Genomic DNA, 17,971 nt, shown 5'->3' with positions numbered 1-17,971 from the left:
ACGTTCATTTTGACTGGCTGACGCGGTCTGCAGGCCTCGAGGGAGGTCGCGGACCGCGGCTGTTCGGCCTTATTACTCCACGAAAGCGCGGCGCCACTGATCGAGAACCGGCTTCATCAGATAGCTGAGCATCGTCCGGCTGCCGGTCTGGACATAGACTTCGGCCTGCATGCCGGGCATCAGATTCACGCTGCCGAGCCGCTTCCGTTCCTCGTCCGATAGGGTGATTCTGACCGTGTAGAAGGTGGAGCCCGTTCGCGGGTCGTTGGTGATGTCAGGCGACACGAACGAGACCTGGCCGCTCAGCTGCGGTGTGGTGCGTTGGTTGAAGGCATTGAAGTGCACCATCGCATCCTGTCCGGTGTGGACGTGATCGATATCCTTGGGCTGCACGTGCCCCTCGACCTGCAGCTCGTCGGAGTCCGGAACCAGCTCCATGATCGTCTCGCCCGGCTTGATCACGCCGCCGATGGTGTGAACGGCGAGCTGATGGATGGTGCCGGAGTTCGGTGCGCGCATCTCGATGCGGTCCAGCTGGTCGCGCGCGGCCACGCCCTTCTCGACCAGATCGCCTTCCTTGGCCTGCGCCTCGCTGAGATCCTTGACCACCTCGCTGCGGAAATCCTGGTCGATCTTGACCGTCTGCAGCTCGGCTTCGCTGATCTTTGACCTGGTCTCGGCGACGCTCGACACGAGCTGGCCGCGCTCGCCATCGATCCGGGCGGCTTCGCGCTGCAGCGTCGTCAATCGCGTCAGCGGAACGAGGCGCTTGTCATAGAGATCCTGCACGCCGGCGAGCTCGCCCTTGATCAGGTCGATCTGCTTGCCCTTCGAATCGAGCTGGGCTTCCATACCGCTGATCTCGTTGTTGAGCTGGACGATGCGCCCCTGCAGCAACTCCTTCTGGCTCCTGCGCGTGACCGCACGGGCCTTGAACAGCGCGTTCTCCGAGGCGATCACCGCACGAACGTGAGGATCGTCCGGGCGCGACGTCAGCGTGGTCGGGTAGTCCGGCTGATCGAGACCGTCGCGTTCGGCGGAGAGGCGGGCAATCTTGGCACGCTGCTCGTTCAGCTGCTTGGTGATCGACTGCAATTGGGCCTGGCTCTGAGTCGCGTCGAGCCGCACGAGCAGATCGCCGGCAGCCACGCGCTTGCCATTGTCGACCTTGATCTCCGCGACGATGCCGCCGGTGGGATGCTGGATCGCCTTTACGTTGGATTGCACCACGAGATTGCCGGGCACCACGATCGCGCCGGCCAGCGGAACCAGGGTGAGCCAGCCTCCGCCGAGGACCCCCGCGACGAGCAGCACACGCAGGCCGAGCCGCAATTCGTTCTCGAACATGCGGCCGACACGCGGAACGAGTGATTCGTCCGAGCCGTCGTCGAGATCCGCCGCCGTTCCCTGCGTGGCGATGAAGGTCATGCCGGTCGTCAAGGCCGTGCCGGCGGTGCCGACGAGGCGGCGGACGCCGGTTTGCGGAACGGCAGGCGCATGTGCGAGACGGGCAGGCAGATTCTGCTGTCCCATCGCGCGCTGAGCACCGCCGAAGTCGCTCTCGCGCCGCGCATCCCTGAGATCGACGAGGGCGGCGGAATTGTTGTTGCCCGGCATCCGCGCGGGCGCATGGCGTGGCGGCGGTGACAACTCCGGCCCGTAGCCGCGCGTCGGTACCGGCTGCTGCCAGTCCATCTCGCGGATGCCTTCACCCCGGCGCGCCCTCGGCGCTTGGCCGCCGAGACCGAATAGCGACAACGACGCACCGATGGCGCGGCCCATCGTGCTGCCTTTCTTCTTGCGCGGCTTGGGCCTGACTTGCGATGGCGGCGGACGCCGACGCTTCTTGCCGTCGCGCGAGCCGCGGCGCTGCCGCGGGTCTTCGTCCGAGCCGTCGTCGAACGCGCCTTGCAGCCGTTGCAGCTCGAGGATCAGAGCGTCGCCCTGCGGACCGACGGCGCGGGTCTTGGGTCGCACATAGTCTTCGTCGTCAAAGGGCCTGAAGTCGTTGATGTGTTTCATGGATCAAGCGCTTTCTGCTGGGGCGGCGCGACGAAGCGTTCGGGCGTTTGGATTTGGCGCTGCGACCGGGGCGGCAACCCTGGGGGCAGCGGTGGCGTGCGTGACCGCTGGTCCAGCAGGGGCCTTGGCACCGGCGACGCGCGCAAAGATTTCCTGACAGGGACCGAATGCGATCGCCTTGCCCTCGAAGAGCACCAGCGCCATGTTGAGCGCATTCAGAGCGCTCGGGCGATGCGAGATGACGATGACGATGCTCTGGTTCTGCTGTCGCATGATCTGAATGGCGCGGCTGAGCGCATTCTCGCCGTCGGTGTCCAGATTCGCATTCGGCTCGTCGAGGACGATCAGGAACGGATCGCCATACACCGCGCGGGCAAGACCGACGCGCTGGCGCTGACCGGCCGATAGCGACATGCCGCCCTGGCCGATTCGCGTCGAATAGCCTTCCGGCAGCCGCAGGATGATGTCGTGCACGCCGGCGATCTGTGCCGCCTTCAGAATGGCATCCGAGCTCGCATTCTCGTCGAAGCGGCAGATATTGTCGGCAATGCTGCCGTCGAACAGGGCGACGTCCTGCGGCAGATAGCCGATGTGGCGACCGAGATCCTCGTTGCTCCACTGGTCCAGCGCGGCACCATCAAGCCGGACCGTTCCCTGCACAGCCGGCCAGATGCCGACAAGCGCCTTCGACAGCGAGGTCTTCCCGGAGGCGCTCGCCCCGAGCAGCGCGAGGCCCGTGCCCGCCTTGATGGAGAACGACACGTTGTGAACGATCGGGCGATCCGTGCCCGGTGCTGCAACGGTCAGCTCCTGGACGGCCAGTTCGCGGAACGGTCGTGGCAGCGCCACCGGCGGCGCTTCCGGCCTTGCGGTCGCTCTGCAGATGTCGCGCAGGCGTACGATGCCCTGACGCGCGGCAACCAGCTGCTTCCAGCTGCCGAGCGCGATCTCCACCGGCGCAAGCGCGCGGCCCATCAGGATCGACGACGCCATCATGACGCCGCCGGACGCCTGCTCGGAGACGACGAGCGCGGCGCCGATCCCGAGCATGCCCGACTGCAACATGAAACGCAGCACCTTCGCGGCCGCGCCGAGATTGGCGTAGACGTCGCTCGCGCGAATATTGTCCTTGAGATAGCGCTCGTTGACGGCGTTCCAGCGCGCCGAGAAGCGATCCAGCATTCCGAGCGCGCGAATCACCTCGGCATTGCGCTGGGTGGCATCGGCGAGAACCTGTCGCGCGGCGCTGGTGTCGCTGGCGGATTTGCTCGCCTGCCGCGACAATCGCTCCGTCACGAGCGTCATCGAGACGATCGCCACCGTGCCGAGAACGGCAGTGATGCCGATCAGCGGATGAAACAGGAACATGCCGATCAGGAAGATCGGAATCCAGGGCATGTCGAGAAAGGCAGTCGGTCCCATGCTCGACATGAAGGCGCGAAGCTGGTCGAGATCGCGCAGCGGCTGCTGCATGAGCATCGGCTTGGTGCCGCGCAGGGGCAGCGTGGCCAGCGCGTGGTGGATGGCGTCCTGCAAGCTTGCGTCGAACACGGTCGCGACACGGCACAGCATGCGCGTGCGTAACGCGTCGAAATAGCCCTGGATGACGTAGACGGCCAGAATCATGACCGAGAGGCCGACCAGCGTCGCCAAGTTCTTGCTCGGAACCACGCGGTCGTTGACCTGCATCATGTAGACGGAGCCGGAGAGCATCAGGACGTTGATGACGCCGCTGAACACGCCGATGCCGGCCATGCGCTTGACGGCCTGCCGCAATCCGCGCGTCACCGGATCATCGCTGCCCGAGAGAAGGTCAGTGAGGGCAGCCGCTGCTTTCGTTCGCGGGCGGTCTTGAGCCAGACTCATCCAGGCGCGTCTCCCAAAGGCTAGTGCTTCAATCAGCGCTCTTGACAGTCGATGCCGACGATTTTCCGGCAACAATTAGACATGCAGCCCTTTCTGTCGCAGCCGTGCGGGGACGAATTCTCCGGGGCACGGCAAGTCGCCATGCCGGCCGCAGGACCACGAGGTCGTTCGCGGCAATGAGGACGATCCGGAATCCGCTTACGATCTTCGAAGGTTGCGCAGTGATCACGACCAACACGCAAGGCGTGCGTCACACATTCGTCGGCCTATCACCTTGCTTCTGCACTCATTGGCCGTGGTCCGGGCCGATTGACGCCACGAAGGCGAATAAATCTTCCTGCGGTGCAACGCACATGCGTTGTCACTCGACGGCGGTGCGGAGAACTGACCATGGCGACGGCGGCAACACATGGACACTCGCGCTTCGCGCATCAGCCTGAGGTGCACGATCAAAACTGTCGGCTATCGTAGTTGGTAGTACGTTCTGTCAGCGAACGCGCCATCGCGATGGGCCAGGCAATCGGTCGCATGATGACAGTCAGAACAGATCAGGGGAGGACGAAGCGGGCCAGTTCCCATGCGATCCGAGCAACCCGTCACCGGCTCGGTCCGCAACAACTGACCAACCACAGACGTGATCCACGCGGTCGCGTTGAAACGTAACGTGGCAACGATCGGCATGGAGGGCGGCGCGGTTTCGCCGAAATCAGACGAAGCAGTTGCTCACTGAGAGTATCCGGGGGACGACAAGTTGGACTACATCACCATCATCGGGACGCGTGATGCGGGAATGGATTTGAGCCAAGAATGGGCCAGGCCAGCGTATCAGGCCATCCCGCGCCAGATTCATCTGCCGAAACGAAATTCGGTCACCGAATCGGCGGTGGGTCGCGCCGATCGCGTGCGCGCAGGTCGGGAGGCGCACGCATGAAGATTCGCAAGACCGATTACGGAACGATCATTCTGCACTGGACCCTCGTCGGGGCCACCGTGATCGCATTCCTGACGGGGCTTCGCATGGCGACCGAAGCGCCGGGGCACGCCTGGATCGCAAACAACCTCGACTGGTTGCTGCCACGGCACCGGACCTGGACCTGGCACATGCCAGCCGGAGTCGTTCTGGCGAGCGTTGCCGTCGCCTACATGATCTATATCGCGAAGTCCGGGCTCGGCCGTCGCGTCACCGTCGACAAGATGCGGTTCAAGGGCCTGCTCGGAAAACGGCCGGCGCGGCTCGGCTCGATCAGCGTGCTGCTGCACTGGACGCTCTTCATCTCCATGGCGACACTGATCGTGACCGGCGGAATGCTGTTCTTCGGCGTGGCATCCGGTTACGTGACCATGATGATCCACTGGTACGCGACCTGGGTCATTCCGGCGTTCGTGGTGCTGCACGTCCTGGTTCACTTCAGCATCGGCGGAAAGATGCAGCTCTATCGCGTGTTCCGGCCGGCGCCCTTGCCGCCGCCGCCGCCGAAACTCGACCCCGTTGAACTCCTCACAATGCTGGTGGAGCAGTCGGAGAAGCTGGAGGAGGCCGAGGCGCCGCCGAGGAAACCTGTGCCGGCTGCGCGACCCGCCGCGCGTGACCCGATGCCGGCGCCGCGACGCATGGAGGAGCCGATGCGCGGCCGCGCCGAGCAGCGCATGCCGCCGGGACGGATGCGCCCACCGCCGGCGCCCGCGAAGGGCAACTCGCGTCGCCGCAACCCGAGCTTCCAGGCCAACCCGTTCATGGTCGCAACGGCCGCAGCCATCGTGATCGGCTCGGCGATGTTTGCAGCCGACTACTACGCCGAGGACAGCGTCACGGTGTACCGCATCGCGTCCTCCGATGCGCCGACGCTCGACGGCGATTCATCCGATCGTGTCTGGCGCAATATCCAGCCGCACATGGTCACGACCAACCAGGGCGACAATTTCGACGGCACCGGCGAATCACGCGTGTGGATCAAGGCCGCGCATGACGGCACGTGGGTCTACTTCCTCGTCATCTGGGAGGATCCGACCCGTTCGCTGAAGCAGCTGCCGATGATCAAGAAGGCCGATGGCTGGCATCTGTTGCACAACGGCTTCGAGAAGGGCGACGAAAACGACTTCAACGAGGACAAGTTCTCGCTGCTGTTTACGACGCTGCCGATCACGCTGGCCGCAGACCGAACGTTCCACATGAGCTCGCAGCCGATGCCCGACAAGCCCGCGACCCTGTCGGGACGCGGCATTCACTACACGCCGGCGCCGAATCTCTATGCCGACGCGTGGCTGTGGAAGGCGACCAGCGGCGGCCCGACCGGCTGGATGGACGACGATCATTTCGGACCGCCGGCCGAGGCGACGCCGGATCAGGTCAAGGGCCTCGCCCCCTATAAAGGCGGCTTCGCCGCCGATCCGGGCACAGCGAACTATTCGGACAATTTCGTGATCGACAGGGAGGCTGCAAGGCTTGGAAATCGGGGCGTGAGACCGAAGCGCCTTCCGAAGGACGTCGCGGCCATGACCGCGGCGATGGGCGAGATCAATCTCGATCCCAACATCGGCGAGAGCGAAGGCGCGCGCTGGTTCATGACGGAGGCCGAATCGGTGCCGTATTCGGCCGAAGCCGACGCGCAGACGCCGATCGGGACGGTGGTGCCCGGCGTTCTCGTCAGCGGCGAGTTCACCGGCGACCGCGCCGACATCCGTTGTGCCGCACGTTGGGCCGCGGGCCACTGGACGCTCGAAATCGCCCGCAAAATAGACACGAAAAGCAAATACGACGTTGCCATCAAGAATGGCGTGTTCATGCGTGTCGCAGCGTTCGACCATACCCAGATCAGACATACGAGGCAGATCCGGCCGATGCGACTTGAGGTGCAGTGATGGGTAAGATTTGCAAAATCCAGTACAACAGGGAAACGTTCTACGCGAATGTGGGCGATATCCTGCTCGACGGTGCCATCAACAGTGGCGTGGATTTGCCCCATGACTGCCGCAGTGGAATCTGCGGTTCGTGCAAAGTGACGGTCGTCGACGGCAAGCTGTTCGGCGGCATGGAAGGCGACATGGCGCACGCATGCCAGGCGCGTGTCGTATCCGACCTCAAGATCATCACCGAGCCCGTGCCCGATACGGTGACGATGAATTGCGAGGTGGGTGATCTGGTGCGGCTCGCACCCGACGTCGTCGGCGTGACCATCGAAATGCCGAAGCCGCTGCGGTTCTTCCCCGGACAGTATGCCAAGGTCCAGTACCGCGGTTTTCCGACGCGCTGCTACAGCCCGACCTATCCGATGGTCGGCGCGCCCGACAGCCATCTGCTGTATCTGCACATCCGCATCTTGAAGGATGGCTTGGTGTCGTCGGCGCTCGGCCGCGACATTCAGGTCGGCCATCGCGTCAAGCTGACGGCTCCGCTCGGTACCGCGTTCTTCCGTCAGAAGCATCGCGGCCGGATCATCCTGGTGGCGAGCGGCACCGGCTTCGCGCCGATGTGGGCGATTGCGGTCGCGGCCATCACCGAGAATCCGAAGCGCGAGATCGTCTTCATCGTCGTGTCGCGCACGCTGCAATCGTTCTACATGCATCAGGCGCTGTGCCGGCTGGCGCGGTTTCCGAACGTCAAGATCATTCCGATCGTGTCGGAGCCGCAGAATGTCTCGCCGGCGATTCGCAGCGGCCGCCCGACCGAGCACATGCCGGAGCTCACGCCGAATGACGTCGTCTACACCTGCGGCGCGCCGGCAATGACCGATGCGGTCGCCAAGATGTCACGTGCGGCCGGCGCCAAGTGTCACTGTGATCCGTTCGTGTCGTCGGCGCAGCCGTCAGAGTCGAGCGGCGGACTGATGGATCGGCTCGTGGGCTGGCTCGACAGCCAGCGTGGCCGTCCGGCCATGTTCCAGCCGGCGGAGTAAGCTCGCAGCGGCCGCGGAACGCGCGGCCGCCGCGTCGTCCCGATCAGCCGGCGATGAAGGCGAGCAGCGTCCCCGTCGCGGATGCCGGGGCCACCACGAGGCTGGCGCCGCTGCGGACAGCCTGCGTCCCCAGCGCCTTCTCGGTGACGGCCAGATCATGCGAGGCCAGCACCAGGCCGGCGCCGCCGCGCTCGGGCAATCCCGCGAGTGAAACGGCGGGATAGCGCGCCGCCAGCTGGTCTCGGGTCAGGAACACGAAATCGGCACGGTCGCCGCCCGAGGCGACCGTCACGGCGCCATCCGCTTCACTGCGGCCTTCGCGGTCGATCAGGCGCGACATATGCGCGGCATCCTTGGCTGGATCGGGCGTGACGATCAGCGCCTGCTTCAGCTGCTTGGCGCCGTTGGCATGGGTCATCAATTCCGGAATCCAAACCGTCTCACGCGTCTTGTGCTGGCAGGCGAAGATGCGCAGGCCGCCCGGCGCCTCGGCAACGGGCCACTGGAAGACACGGAATTTCGCCGCCGAGATGGTGCCGTCGGGCAGCGGCACGGGGCGCTCGAAGTCGATGGGCCCGATCGGCTCGAAGCCACGGCTGCGGATTTCCTCGGCGCCAGCCGCGGAATCGATCGCCGTGAAGGCGATGCGCTCGATGCCTTCGCCGCGCTGCGCAAGGAAATTGCGCGTTGGAACGTTGTGGTCGGTCTCGGCGAGAATGCCAAGCAGCTCGATGTAGTCGGGATCGAGCATGATCGTGTAGTTGCCCGACCCCATCTTGGCGCTGTGGGTCCCGCGCGGCGACAATGTGAAGCCGAGCTGCTTCCAGGTCTGGGCCGCTGTGTCCAGATCCTTCACCACGACAACCGCGTGATCGATACCGATGACATTCTTGAGGGCCACGCGTTTGTCTCCTTGCAGCGAACTTGGCATATTGGCGGCCGAACTATGCCCAATCGACCCATGCGCCGCAACCGGCGCAGCCGGGCGCCGGGCGCAAGGCAAGATCGATCTCCGGCAGGGCGGTCGACCAGCAAGGATGAGCTGTCCGCGATGAGCACCCTCACGAATTCCGTTCAATGGCCGCCATCCCTGTGGGCGGCGCAGACCCCGCCCGGACCTGAGCTGCCCGACCTCCAGGGCAGCGTGCAGGCCGACGTGGTCATCATCGGCGGCGGCTTCACTGGGCTGTCGACGGCGCTGCATCTGCGCGAGGCGGGGACGGATGTCGCCATCGTCGAGGCGATGGAGCCGGGCTGGGGCGCGTCCGGCCGGAACAACGGCCAGGTCATTCCGACGCTGTCGCGTCCCGATCCGGACGACCTCGTCGCGCGTCATGGCGCCGCGGGCGAGCGCTTCGTGGCGATGTTGCGCGACAGCGCATCGAATCTGTTCGACACCGTGAGACGGTACAACATCGACGCCGAGCACGAGCAGACTGGCTGGGTCCAGCCGGTGCACACCCCCGGCCGCATCAAGATTGCCGAGCGCAGGTTCAAGCAATGGTCGAAGTTCGGCGCGCCCGTCGAGCTGCTGTCGCGCGATCAGGCGCGCGACATGCTCGGTTCGGACGCCTGGCATGGCGGCTTCTGGAACAAGACCGGCGGCCACATCAATCCGCTTGCGCTGGCGCGCGGCCTGGCGCGGACCGTGTTGAGCCTGGGCGGCCGGATCTATGCGCGCTCGCCGGTGATCGATTTCGCTCGCCAGGGAGATCGGTGGGTCGTGCGCACGGCCCGGGGAGAGCTGTCGGCGCGCGCCCTGGTGCTGGCGAGCAACGCCTATAGCGGCGAGTTCTCCAAGGCGCTCGCACCCGACCTCGCGCACGAGGTGATGCCGGTGCTGTCGTGGCAGATGGCGACGCAGCCGCTGTCGGACAATATCCGCAAGACCATCATCCCGGCGCGGCAGGCCATGTCGGACACCCATGGCGAGCTCTATTTCGCCCGATACGATGCCCGCAACCGTCTGGTCACCGGCGGCGCCGTGATCGGGCCCGGCAACAAGGCCGAGCGGCTGAAGGCGCGGGTCGCCGAACGCCTGCAGCGGCTGTGGCCGCAGATCGGCGAGGTCAGGTTCGACTACGTCTGGAACGGCTATGTCGGCATGACCACGGATTACATGCCGCGCATTCATCGCCTCGGCCCGGATGCCTACGGCTGGACCGGCTGCAACGGTCGCGCGGTCGCGCTCACGATCCCGCTCGGTGCGGAGCTTGCCAAGGCGGTGCGCGGCGTGCCCGCGAACCAGCTGGCCTTGCCGTTCACGGAGCCGGTCACCATTCCGGCGCACGCGCTGCTGCGTCCGTTCGCGCCGCTGATGCTGCTGCTGTACCGCTATCGCGACGCTCGCGAGATTGCCTAAAGCGCGATGAGATCAGGATGAATAGTCATCGCGCTTTAGGTTGTTGTTTGCGCATGATCTTTTCGGAAAACCGCTGCGCACTTTTCCGGATCATGCTTTAGCGTTCAGCCATGCGCCGTCCGGGCGAAGTCGCCGCCCGGAATCGCCTCGAGCAGCGCCTGGGTGTAGGGGTGCTGCGGGCTGCCGAACACATCGCGGGTGAGGCCGTGCTCGACCACCACGCCGTCCTTCATGACGGCGACGAGATCGCAGATCTGGGCGGCAACGCGCAGATCGTGCGTGATGAAGATGATCGACAGGCCGAGCCGCTCGCGCAAATCGGTGAGCAGCTTCAGCACCTGCGCCTGCACCGAGACGTCGAGCGCCGACACCGGCTCGTCGGCCACAAGCACGGCAGGCCTCAGCGCGAGTGCCCGCGCAAGTCCGATGCGCTGCCGCTGGCCGCCCGAGAATTCATGCGGAAAGCGATCGGCCGCTGACGGATCGAGCCCTACCAGGTCGAACAGCTCACGTGCTTCGGCGAGCGCCTGGTTCCGCGGCGTGCCGTGCACGATCGGGCCCTGCGCCACCAGCTCGACGGCCTTGCGGCGCGGGTTCAGCGAGGCGAACGGATCCTGAAACACCATCTGCATCTGCTGTGTGCGCTCACGGATGTCGCCGCGTGACAGCCGGGCCCAGTCTTGACCGTTGAGCAGGATCGATCCCGCATCCGGATCGATCAGGCGGATGATGCAACGCGCGAGGGTGGATTTGCCGGAGCCGGATTCGCCGACGATGCCGAGCGTCGCCCCCTTGGGCAGTGTGAGCGAGACGTCCTTCACCGCATGCGTCACACGCTCGCCGCGACCGAGAAAGCCGCCGGTACGATAGGTCTTGACCACGCCGGAGAGCGTGAGAATGGCGTTGTCCGACAGCGGACGCGGTGGCGGCGCCGCGACCGGCGGCACCGCGGCGATCAGCTGCTTGGTGTAGGCGTGCTGCGGATGACGCAGCACATCCATGGCGGGACCGTGCTCGACCACGACGCCATGCTGCATCACCACCACGCGGTCGGCGATCTCGGCGACGACGCCGAAGTCGTGGGTGATGAAGAGCACGGCGGTCTTGCGGCGCTGTTGCAGCTCACGGATCAGCTTGAGGATCTGGGCCTGCGTCGTGACGTCGAGTGCCGTGGTCGGCTCGTCGGCGATCAGCAGCTTCGGATCGAGCGCCAAGGCCATTGCGATCATTGCGCGCTGGCGTTGGCCGCCGGACAGCTCATGGGGATAGGCCTTCGCCGCGCGCGGCGGATCGGGAATGTTGACGTCCGTCAGCAGCGATAGCACGCGCGATCGGATCTCGGCTTTCGACAGATCGGTATGGATGTCCAGGACCTCGCCGATCTGGTCGCCGATCGTACGCAATGGATTGAGCGCCGTCATCGGCTCCTGGAACACCATCGCGATGTCGGCGCCGCGGATGCGGCGCATCTCGGCCGCCGTCGCGGTGCAGAGATCGTGGCCGGCGAACAGGATGCGGCCGCCGTCGGTGGTCACGCCGTCCGGCAGCAGCCGCATGATCGTGTTGGCCATCATCGACTTGCCGGAGCCGGACTCGCCGACGATGCAGACGATCTCGTTTTCGGCGATCGAAAGCGAGACCTCCGAGATGGCGTGAGGCCGGTCGGCGCCCTTGGGCAAGCGGACGCTGAGGCGGTCGACGGTGAGAATCGTGGCTGTCGCACTCATCGTTGCTTCAGCCGCGGGTTCAGTGCATCGTTGAGACCCTGGCCGACCAGCGACACCGCCAGCACGGTGGTCAGGATGGCGACGCCGGGAATGGCCGAGACGTACCATTGCACGCGTAGCACGTCGCGCCCAAGGCCGATCAGATTGCCCCAGGAGGCGACATTGGCGTCGGACAGCCGCAGGAAGGCGAGCGCGCTTTCCAGGAGGATCGCAACCGCCATCACGACGCCGGCATAGACGATGACGGGCGGCAGTGCATTGGGCAGGATCTCGCGCAGGATCAGTTGCGTGTCGCGCATGCCGAGGGTGCGGCCGGCCTGGACGAATTCGCGGCTGCGCAACGAGAGGAACTCCGCCCGTGTGAGCCGCGCCGGCGCGGGCCAGGACACGATGCCGACTGCGATCGTCACCGTCGTCAATGTCGAGCCGAACACGGCCACCAGCACCAGAAGCAGAACGAAGTTCGGCAGCGTCTGAAAGGCCTCGGTGATCCGCATCAAGATGTTGTCGATCCAGCCGCCATAGTAGCCGGCGAGCGCGCCGACCATGATTCCGATCGTCACGGCAATGAGCGTCGCAACGCCGCCGATCAAAAGCGAGATGCGAGCGCCGTGGAAGATCTGGGCCGCAATATCGCGGCCGGAATTATCGGTGCCGAGCAGGAAGCGCGGATTGGCGAACGGCCAGATCAGCGGCCGGCCGGCGAGCGCGAGCGGGTCGCGCGGGTACAGATAACCCGCGCTGATCGCCATGCCCACGACGATCAGCAGCAGGATCAGGCCCAGCACCGCGGCCGGACTGCGAAAGTAGCGCTTCGCGGCGTCCATGTTCAGCTCTCCGCCGTGATGCGCGGATCAAGCCGCGCGTAGAGCAGATCGGTGACGAAGTTGACCAGGATCACGAGCAATGCGGACACGAAGACGATGCCGAGCAGCGTGTTCAGGTCGCGCTGGACCACCGACTCGTAGGCAAGGCGCCCGAGACCGGGCAGCGAGAACACGGTTTCGACGACCACCGATCCGCCGAGCATCGTTCCAGCCTGCAGTCCGATCAGTGTCACCATCGGCAGCAGGGCGTTGCGCAGCACGTGGCGGGTGACGATGCGGGTCTCGTCGAGGCCCTTGGCGCGTGCGGTGCGGACGAAGTCGAGGTTCAGGACCTCGAGCATCGAGGCCCGCATGATGCGCAGATAGATCGCCAGGAAGATCAGGCCGAGCGTCAGCGACGGCAGCACGAGATGACTCGCAATGTCGAGCACGCGCCAGACCCCGGTGCTGACGGCGCCGATGTCCTCGAAGCCGCCGGCGGGCAGCCATTGCAGATAGATCGAGAACACCACGATGGCCATCAGGCCGAACCAGAACGAGGGCGTGGCGTAGAAGATCAGGCCGACCGTGGAGATCAGCGTATCCGGCCAGCGGTTGACGCTGCGCGCGGCGATGACGCCGAACAGGAGGCCGAAGAAGAACGCAAAGGAGAGAGCAGAGGTCATCAGCAGCAGGGTCGGCGGCAGACGCTCCAGAATCACGGCGGCGACCGGCTTGCCGTAGATCGCGGAGAAGCCGAGATCGAGCCGCACCAGCCGCCATAGATAGTTGGCGAGCTGCACCGGCACCGAAACGTCGAGGCCATAGAAGCGGCGCAGCTCGCGTGCGGTGGCCGCATCGCCGCCGCCCATCTGCGCCATCATGGCGTCCACCGTGTCGCCCGGTGCGAGCTGCAGCAGGAGGAAGACGCCGATCAGGATCAGGAACAAAGTGGGGATCGAGGCGGCGAGACGCCGCCCCGCAAGGCTCAAGATGCGCATGGCCTATCTATCCTGACGGATTCCGGCTCAGGCGGAAAGCCAGAGATCGTGCCAGCTCGACGATCCCCAGCGCGGCGTATTGGAATGGTTGCGCGCCTTCGCGGTGATCACGGTGACGAAGATCTGCTCGATCGGCATCCAGACCGGCAGCTCGGAGTTGGCCTCGCGCACGAAATCGGCATAGAGCGCCTTGCGCTTGGCCGGATCGACCTCGGTGGCGGCATCGTCGATGATCTTGTCGATCTTGGCGTCGTCCCAGCCCCACTGGTTGGTCCAGGGCGCGCCCTTCGGCTGGCCGGAGCGGTACCAGACCGTGGTCGAGACGGCCGGGTCGTTGCGATACTGGTGCCAGCCGGTCGCCAGATCGAACGCATGCTCGTCGTAGACCTGCTTCAGGAAGCCGCCGCCGTCGTTGCGTACGATCTCGATTGCGATGCCGACCTCGCCGAGCGACTGCTGGATGAAGGTCGACCACAGCGAGATGTCCTCGCCCCACGGGGCAGGCAGCAGCTTCAGCGCGAAGCGCGTGCCGCCGGCGCCGGGCTTATAACCGGCCTCGTCGAGCAGCGCTGCCGCCTTGGCCTTGTCGTAGGGATATTGCGGCGTGTTCGCGCCGGGATAGAAGTCCGTCGAGGTCGACGGGATCGGACCGGTGCCCAGCTTGGCGAAATCGCCGAGGAAGTTCTCGATGAAGAAGGGCACGTTGATCGCATGCGCAATAGCGCGGCGGACCTTGACGTCCGACAGCTCCTTGCGCCGGACATTGAACTCGAGCGTATTGGTGCGGGCGTTGCCTTCGTTGCCCTTGGTCGAGACGATGAAGCGCTTGTCCTTTCCGAGCCGCGCCATATCGGAGATGGTCAGCCCCGAGAAGGGGCTGTAATGCAACTCACCCGCCTCGAGCTGAGCCGCCGCAGCGGAGCGATCGGTGATGACCTTCCAGACGATGCGATCGAGGTAGGGGGCGTTCGCGCGCCAATAGTCGGCATTGCGCTCAGCAATGACGTATTGACCGCGCTCGTATTTGACGAACTTGAACGGGCCGGTGCCGACGGGCGCGAGGTTGGCCGGGTTCTGGCGGATGTCACCGGTCTCATAGATGTGCTTGGCCGAGACGTAGCCGAGATCGGGCAGGGCGCGCAGCAGAAGATTGAGCGGCATCGGACGCTCATAGCGGAAGATCGCGGTCTGCGGATCCGGCGTATCCACCGCCGTCAGGAACAGTTGCAGGGTCGATCCGTAGTTGAGGATCTTCTTCCACATGTTCATGGCCGTGAAGGCCACATCCGCGGACGTGAACGGCTTGCCGTCGTGCCAGCTGATACCTTTGCGCAGCTTGAAGGTAATGGTCTTGCCGTCGGGGGCGGCCTCCCAGCTCTCGGCGAGCACGCCGACCGGCTGGCCGTTGGCATCGAGGTCGACGAGGTTCTCCTGGATCTTTCCGCCGATGATGTAGACGCCGGTCGAGGCCTGCAGGCTCGGATTCAGCTGACGCTGCTCGGCGCCATAATGCACGTTGAACACGCCGCCCTTGCGCGGCGTCTCCTGGGCAAAGGCACGAAACGGATTGACGACGTTGGCGGCAATCGCAGCGGAGGTCAGAAGCGCGGTGCGGCGATTGATTTCGAAACGGCTCGAATTCATCAAGGTCTCCCGAAGGACGCAGCAGCAAGGCTGGCCGATGGTGCAATAGCCCTTGAGCTTACGCGGATCGCGCGGCCAAGTCATTCCCAATTGCGCGGCCGAACCGTCGCAGCTGCAATGGTCCGGAATCGCTGAGGCAAGATGGATTGCTCGTATACGAACGTTCGGCAGCATGGCCAGGCTTTGGCGGCGAGGGGCAGGGAAATGGTGTGCTGCCGCTGGCGACGGCGCACGGATCCCCAGTCGCCCCGCGCCTGGCGTCCTCCACAGACAGATTTGCACCCGGCCGGCAACCTCGGAGAAGGGGAGAGGTGTGTTGCTATTTCAGGTGGGTCTGTCGTGGTTCTCCGCGGGCCGGCAGACGCAGCTCGAAACGGACGTCGTGCTCGGCCGGCAGAAGACTGATCTCTCCGCCATGGCTCATCATGATAGCGCGCACGATGGCCAGTCCCATTCCGGTGCCGCCGCTGTCGCGCCGGGTGGTGAAGAACGCGTCGAAGATCCGCTCGCGATTTGCAGGCGAGATCGGACTGCCGTCGTTGCCGACCTTCAGGACCAGCTGGTCCGCATGGTCCGCCGCCTCCAGGCTGATGGTCCGGGCGTCGTGGCGCGCGGCGTTGTCGGCGAGGTGGGTGAGGACGATCAGAAGCGTCTCGCTCGATAGTGCGACTTGTCGCTCCAGCACGCCGCGCGTCTCGATCTGGAGCGTGGGAAACCGCTCGCGCAGCTGGGGAATGACATCGATCAGGCTGCTTGTCTCGCTCTGCTGAACGGCTTCGGCGCGGGCGAGCTCGCGCAGGCGCTGCGCCATCCGATCGAGCCGCTCCGCATCGCCCAGGATGTTGCTGAGAAACCTTTCCTGCTCCGCGGGGGTGAGACGAGCTGAAGATGCGTGGAGCGAATCCAGCATCAGCTCGGCGGCGCCCTTGATCGAGGTCAGCGGCGATTTGAGCTCATGCGTCAGATGAGCGGAAAAGTTTCTGATGTAGTTCGAGCGCCGCGCGAGCTGCGCGGCCATGGCGAAGAAGTGCTCGGCCAGCTCGGCGAAGTCGCGCGTGCCGTAATGGGCGAGGGGCCGGAAGCCCTGGGGATCGTTGCGGCCGATCCTGCCGGCGCGGTCGACAAGCTCGCGCATCGGCCGGGTGATCGTGCGCGAGACGATGAGGCCGACCAGTAATGTCGTGAGAATGATGGCGGATCCCGCGGCGATGAACTTGCCGCGTTCGACATAGAGATGCTCGAAGATGTTGCGGGGCGTTCGCGATGTGTAGATGACGCCGGCGACGTGATCGTCGACGACCACCGGCATGGCCGAAAACACGTGGACGCCGACGCCGCGGCTGATCGAGTAGATCGGCGGCGGCGCCTTGTCGGGAATGCGGATGCGGAGCGCGGCGCTGTATTTTCCCTTCAGCGCGGCGGCGACCTCTTCGATATGGGCGAGCGATCTACCCATCTCGTCGCGGCCGGCGATGACCACACCCTGCGGATCGAGCACGCGAAACCCGGCCAGCGTCACCTTCTGCGTCTCGCGGATGACCGGCAGGAGACGGGCGCCGATCGCGACATAAGCGGGGTCCGCAGGCCGGACGGCCTCGCGGGCATCGGGACGGCGGACGAAGAGATCGTTGGCCAGCAGATCGAGCAGGGGACGGATCGGCGTCACCTCGTCGGAGGCGTCGGGCCGGGCTTCCGGCGGGATCTCGGCGCCCAGCGCAATGCCGGAGGCGAGGCGCGCCGTGACCTCCTCGGCATAGACCGCCGCCAGCACGCGGCTCTGTGCGATCAACTCGGCCTGGGTCTGGCGGATCAGCTGGTTGTCGTAGATGCGAAAGAAGAACAGCCCGACCAGCGGCAGGGTCGCGACCAGCGCCAGGACGCCGAACACGATCTGTCCAAGCGACGGCCGCCATTTCTTCTTCGGCTTCGGCGCGATCATGCGGCCCCGCAGCGACCGAGCCTGAAGCCGACGCCGTGCACCGTCTCGATGGCGTCCTCGCAGCGCGCGGCGGCGAGCTTGGCGCGGATGTTGCGGATATGGCTGTCGATCGTGCGGTCGGAGACCTGGATGTTGAGCTGATAGGCGGCGCTCATGATCTGGTCGCGGCTGAACACGACCGTCGGGCGCGTCATCAGCGTGCGCAGGATGCTGAACTCGAGCGCGGTCAGGGTCAGCGGCGTGTCGCCGTAACGGGCGAGATGCTGCTGCGGGTCGAGCCGGAGCCGGCCATGGACGAGCTCCTCCGGCTCGGCCGAGCGATCACCTCCGCCGTTCGTGGCACGCCGGAGGATGACATTGACGCGAGCGACGAGCTCGCGCGGACTGAACGGCTTGGTCACGTAGTCATCGCCGCCGATCTCCAATCCGAGAATGCGATCGATCTCCTCGTCGCGGGCCGACAGGAACAGGATCGGCACCTGCGAGGTGCGGCGGATGCGCCGGCAGACCTCGAGGCCGTCGAACTCCGGCATGCCGACGTCGAGCACGATCAGATCCGGCCGGTCCTCGGTGGATCTGGCGAGGGCGGCGCGGCCGTCGGCCGCCTCCGTCACCGTCATGCCCGCTTTGCTCAACGCGACGCGCAGCACCTCGCGGATGTGCGGATCGTCGTCGACGATGAGAATTCGAGGGGACAAAATGGAGCCTCCG

General features: G+C 65.4%; 13 protein-coding genes. 4 read left to right on the top strand and 9 right to left on the bottom strand.

All coding sequences use genetic code 11. The annotated features are described in order from the left end of the window. Window positions 1-72 precede the first annotated feature (72 nt). On the bottom strand, window positions 73-2,022 hold the full coding sequence (locus tag HL666_RS19145) for an HlyD family type I secretion periplasmic adaptor subunit (RefSeq protein ID WP_172108693.1): 1,950 nt from the start codon (window positions 2,020-2,022) through the stop codon (window positions 73-75). 3 nt (window positions 2,023-2,025) lie between these two features. Beyond that, complete coding sequence (locus tag HL666_RS19140; protein ID WP_311975973.1) at window positions 2,026-3,810, bottom strand: type I secretion system permease/ATPase; 1,785 nt, start codon at window positions 3,808-3,810, stop codon at window positions 2,026-2,028. Between the two features lie 829 nt (window positions 3,811-4,639). Here HL666_RS19140 and HL666_RS19135 point away from each other — a divergent pair. From HL666_RS19135 to HL666_RS19125, 3 genes are read left to right on the top strand one after another with little or no spacing between them, the layout of a single operon-like run. Then, window positions 4,640-4,819 carry a hypothetical protein gene (locus tag HL666_RS19135; protein ID WP_172108695.1) on the top strand — a complete coding sequence of 60 codons (180 nt, stop codon included), beginning with the start codon at window positions 4,640-4,642 and terminating at the stop codon, window positions 4,817-4,819. Further along, on the top strand, window positions 4,816-6,747 hold the full coding sequence (locus HL666_RS19130) for an ethylbenzene dehydrogenase-related protein (RefSeq protein WP_172108697.1): 1,932 nt from the start codon (window positions 4,816-4,818) through the stop codon (window positions 6,745-6,747). The genes HL666_RS19135 and HL666_RS19130 overlap by 4 nt, the downstream gene beginning before the upstream one ends. Continuing rightward, window positions 6,747-7,781 (top strand): 2Fe-2S iron-sulfur cluster-binding protein, encoded by a 1,035-nt coding sequence (locus HL666_RS19125; RefSeq protein WP_172108699.1) that lies wholly within the window; start codon window positions 6,747-6,749, stop codon window positions 7,779-7,781. The genes HL666_RS19130 and HL666_RS19125 overlap by 1 nt, the downstream gene beginning before the upstream one ends. 43 nt (window positions 7,782-7,824) lie before the next feature. On the opposite strand, the gene HL666_RS19120 is transcribed toward HL666_RS19125, so the two are convergent. After that, on the bottom strand, window positions 7,825-8,682 hold the full coding sequence (locus HL666_RS19120) for a VOC family protein (RefSeq protein WP_172182967.1): 858 nt from the start codon (window positions 8,680-8,682) through the stop codon (window positions 7,825-7,827). A 150-nt stretch (window positions 8,683-8,832) separates the two neighbouring features. Between HL666_RS19120 and HL666_RS19115 the strand changes: the two genes are divergently transcribed. Then, entirely contained in the window at window positions 8,833-10,143 is a 1,311-nt protein-coding gene (locus HL666_RS19115) for an NAD(P)/FAD-dependent oxidoreductase (protein WP_172182965.1), read from the top strand. 104 nt (window positions 10,144-10,247) lie between these two features. On the opposite strand, the gene HL666_RS19110 is transcribed toward HL666_RS19115, so the two are convergent. From HL666_RS19110 to HL666_RS19085, 6 genes are all read right to left on the bottom strand, one after another. Next, window positions 10,248-11,870, bottom strand: coding sequence for an ABC transporter ATP-binding protein (locus tag HL666_RS19110; protein WP_172133140.1), 1,623 nt, complete (start codon window positions 11,868-11,870; stop codon window positions 10,248-10,250). Then, complete coding sequence (locus tag HL666_RS19105) at window positions 11,867-12,697, bottom strand: ABC transporter permease (protein WP_172108707.1); 831 nt, start codon at window positions 12,695-12,697, stop codon at window positions 11,867-11,869. Before HL666_RS19105 ends, HL666_RS19110 begins: the two co-directional genes overlap by 4 nt. A 2-nt stretch (window positions 12,698-12,699) precedes the next feature. Then, the gene (locus tag HL666_RS19100; RefSeq protein ID WP_172108709.1) at window positions 12,700-13,677 is read right to left on the bottom strand and encodes an ABC transporter permease; all 978 of its coding nucleotides are present in this window, start codon (window positions 13,675-13,677) and stop codon (window positions 12,700-12,702) included. A 27-nt stretch (window positions 13,678-13,704) separates the two neighbouring features. After that, window positions 13,705-15,321: an ABC transporter substrate-binding protein gene (locus HL666_RS19095; RefSeq protein ID WP_172182963.1), complete on the bottom strand. Its 1,617-nt coding sequence runs from the start codon at window positions 15,319-15,321 to the stop codon at window positions 13,705-13,707. Window positions 15,322-15,640: 319 nt separating this feature from the next. Next, window positions 15,641-17,260, bottom strand: coding sequence for an ATP-binding protein (locus HL666_RS19090; protein WP_172133138.1), 1,620 nt, complete (start codon window positions 17,258-17,260; stop codon window positions 15,641-15,643). After that, window positions 17,257-17,958: a response regulator transcription factor gene (locus HL666_RS19085; protein ID WP_172133137.1), complete on the bottom strand. Its 702-nt coding sequence runs from the start codon at window positions 17,956-17,958 to the stop codon at window positions 17,257-17,259. Before HL666_RS19085 ends, HL666_RS19090 begins: the two co-directional genes overlap by 4 nt. Window positions 17,959-17,971: the final 13 nt, after the last annotated feature.

The organism is Bradyrhizobium aeschynomenes, assembly GCF_013178945.1.
Taxonomy (GTDB): Bacteria; Pseudomonadota; Alphaproteobacteria; order Rhizobiales; family Xanthobacteraceae; genus Bradyrhizobium; species Bradyrhizobium aeschynomenes.
The sequence above is the reverse complement of the archived record's forward strand: the minus strand, read 5'-3'. Positions and strand labels throughout refer to the sequence as shown.